Origin of the sequence: Nocardia sp. NPDC060220 (assembly GCF_042727815.1) — a bacterium.
GTDB lineage: Bacteria > Actinomycetota > Actinomycetes > Mycobacteriales > Mycobacteriaceae > Nocardia.
The window spans coordinates 1-2,968 of record NZ_JBHWZY010000840.1 but is presented as its reverse complement, the minus strand read 5'-3'; the positions used below and the strand labels follow the sequence as shown (position 1 = coordinate 2,968).

At 68.2% G+C, this 2,968-nt stretch carries 3 protein-coding genes; 2 read left to right on the top strand and 1 reads right to left on the bottom strand.

Translation table 11 applies throughout. From position 1 onward, the window contains the following. Positions 1 to 90: 90 nt before the first annotated feature. Positions 91 to 324, bottom strand: coding sequence for a mycoredoxin (locus ACFWF3_RS30520; RefSeq protein ID WP_143876199.1), 234 nt, complete (start codon positions 322 to 324; stop codon positions 91 to 93). 111 nt (positions 325 to 435) lie between these two features. Between ACFWF3_RS30520 and ACFWF3_RS30515 the strand changes: the two genes are divergently transcribed. Both ACFWF3_RS30515 and ACFWF3_RS30510 read left to right on the top strand, forming a co-directional pair. Further along, on the top strand, positions 436 to 2,592 hold the full coding sequence (locus ACFWF3_RS30515; RefSeq protein WP_379317146.1) for an ATP-dependent DNA helicase UvrD2: 2,157 nt from the start codon (positions 436 to 438) through the stop codon (positions 2,590 to 2,592). A 110-nt stretch (positions 2,593 to 2,702) separates the two neighbouring features. Then, positions 2,703 to 2,968 (top strand): hypothetical protein (locus ACFWF3_RS30510; protein WP_379317144.1); only part of this gene is annotated, 266 nt, incomplete at its 3' end.

The window sequence follows — 2,968 nt, the reverse complement described above, 5'->3', positions numbered from 1 at the left end:
GCGCGCGAACCCGGCGCCCGGCTGCTCGTCCCCGGGTCCATCTCGATCGCGCGCTCGATCATCGAGTCCTGGGCGGACTGACGCGGCGAATCAGGCCTGCTGGGCGGCCAATGCCTGCTTGACCGCGGCCAGCGACGGGTTGGTCGCGGTGGAGCCGTCGCGGTACTTGATCGTCGGCACGACGTGGTTGCCGTTGTTGACGCTGCCGACGAACTCGGCCGAAGCGGGATCGTCCTCGATATCGATCACCGAGTAGGTGATGCCCGCCTCGTCGAGCTGGGTCCGCAGGCGCCGGCAGTAGCCGCACCAGGTGGTCGAGTACATCGTCAGATCTGGGGTTGCTTCAGTCACGGGATGTGCAACGTCGCGAGATGGCGCTGTGTTCCTTGCCCCTGCATCCGCGGGCGTCGCGGCACGTTGTCGGTGGGCGCTGTCATGATGGTGCGCGTGCCAGCACTCGATCTCACCGCCCTCGACCCGGAACAGGCCGCCGCGGTGCGGGCACCGAGGGGGCCGGTCTGTGTTCTCGCGGGTGCGGGGACCGGTAAGACCAGGACGATCACGCATCGGATCGCGCACCTGATCGCGGGCGGGCATGTGAAGGCCGACCAGGTGCTGGCGGTGACGTTCACCGCACGCGCGGCGGGAGAGATGCGCAATCGGCTGCGCACGATGGGACTCGGGGGCGATGCCGGGCAGGTGCAGGCGCGTACCTTCCACGCCGCGGCGCTGCGGCAGTTGCGGTATTTCTGGCCGCAGGTGGTGGGGGATGTGCCGTGGCGGTTGATCGACAGCAAGTTCCCCATCGTCTCGCAGGCCGCGCAGCGGGCGGGGCTGCGTGCCTCCACCGAAATGGTGCGCGACCTGCTCAGCGAGATCGAATGGGCCAAGGCGTCGCTGATCGCCCCGGAGGACTATCCGGCCGCTGCCGCCAGACATCATCGTGACGCGCCGGTCGACGTCGCCAAGGTCGCCGAGGTGTACCAGGGCTACGAATCCGCGAAAGCCTCCGCCGACGGCCTGCTGCTCGACTTCGACGACCTGCTCCTGCACACCGCGGCCGCACTCGAGGACTATCCGGCCGTCGCCGACGAATTCCGCGGTCGCTATCGCAGTTTCGTCGTCGACGAATACCAGGACGTGACGCCGCTACAGCAGCGAGTGCTCGACGCGTGGCTGGGCGAGCGCGACGACCTGACCGTGGTCGGCGACGCGAACCAGACCATCTACTCGTTCACCGGGGCCACCCCGTCCTACCTGCTCGATTTCTCCCGGCGCTTCCCCGACGCCACCGTGGTGCGGCTCGAACGCGACTACCGGTCGACACCCCAGGTGGTGTCGCTGGCCAACCAGGTCATCGGTGCGGCGCGCGGACGCATCGCGGGCACCCGCCTTGCCCTGATCGGTCAGCGATCCGACGGGCCCGAGCCGGAATTCGCCGAGTACGCCGACGCGCAGGCCGAGGCCGTCGCGGTCGCCGGGCGGATCGAGAAGCTGATCGCCGCCGGAACACCGGCGTCCGAGATCGCGGTGCTGTACCGGACCAACGCGCTGTCGGAACCGTTCGAACAGGTGCTCGGGGCGCGGGAGATCCCGTTCCAGGTGCGCGGCGGCGAGGGGTTCTTCCAGCGTCAGGAAGTGCGGCAGGCGGTGTCGGCGCTGCGCCAGGTCGACGCTCGCGACGATCTGCCCGACGCGGCGCGCAGTGGGTCGTCGCTGATCACGCTGGTGCGGGCCGCGCTGGCGCCGGTCGGGCTGACCGCGGAGGAACCGGCCGGTGCGCAGGCGAAGGAACGCTGGTCGGCGCTGCTGGCGCTGGTGCAGCTCACCGAGGAACTGGTCAGCCACGACGACGACATGGATCTCACCGCGCTGCTGCGCGAGCTCGCGACCCGCGCCGAGGCCAAGCATCCGCCGATCGTCGACGGTGTCACTCTGGCTTCGCTGCACGCGGCGAAGGGCCTGGAATGGGACGCGGTGTTCCTGGCCGGGCTCACCGACGGCACGCTGCCGATCTTCCATGTGCTCGGCCGGAAGAACGCGCCCGTCGACGAAGCGGGGCTGGAGGAGGAGCGCCGGCTGCTCTACGTCGGCGTCACGCGGGCACGCGAACATCTGAGCCTGTCGTGGACCCAAAGGCGGCTGCAAGCGAGCGGTGACTATCGGCCGGTGACCCGGTCGCGGTTCCTCAACGGGTTGATTCCGGACAGTTCGGCGGCCTCGCGGATCGCCGTGGAAGTCCCGGTCAAGGCCGACACCCCGCGTCCACTGTGCCGGGTGTGCCTCAAGCCGCTGATCGGCACCTATGCCACCATGCTCGGCCGGTGCAGGCGCTGCCCGGGCGAGGTCGACCCGCAGCTGCTCGAGGCACTGAAGGAATGGCGAGCCGAGAAGGCCGAAGCGTTGCAGCGGCGCGACTTCGTGGTGTTCACCGACACCACCCTCACCGCCATCGCCGAACAGCTGCCCGCCGACGACGCCGCGCTGGCGGCCATCGCCGGCATCGGCGCGAAGAAGATCGAACGGTACGGTGCCGATGTCCTCGCCATCGTTGCGTCACGTTTGCGGGCAACAGCACAAAACCCCAGGTAGAAAATAAGTTGTTCGGTTCTCGATCATTGCCTATGGTGGAGAACACGCACCGAGAGTGATCCCGGTGCGCGGTAATTGTTCACACACGAGTTCAGGAGGGAGGCAGACACATGAACACGAACACGAACACCACGTTCGATGCGATGAGCAATCGCGTCCTGGTGAACGGATTTGTCATGTCCGCCTCCCGGGGGGTCCTCGCTCTGCAGGGGACCGGCCTGTCCGGCGTCGATGCCAAAGCTGTGCCGATGACTGTCGTTCATCAGCACACTCCGATTCGTCTCCAGGACAAGCCCAACGTGGGTTGGCAGCCGACCGCCGTCGCGGCACCGGCAGCAATCGCCGAGGAAGCCGGTTACGCACCGGAGTTCACCGG

Excerpts from the sequence above, each read along its gene's own strand:
- ACFWF3_RS30520 (WP_143876199.1), bottom strand. The coding sequence starts at position 324 with ATGTACTCGACCACCTGGTGCGGCTACTGCCGGCGCCTGCGGACCCAG.
- ACFWF3_RS30515 (WP_379317146.1), top strand. The coding sequence starts at position 436 with ATGATGGTGCGCGTGCCAGCACTCGATCTCACCGCCCTCGACCCGGAA.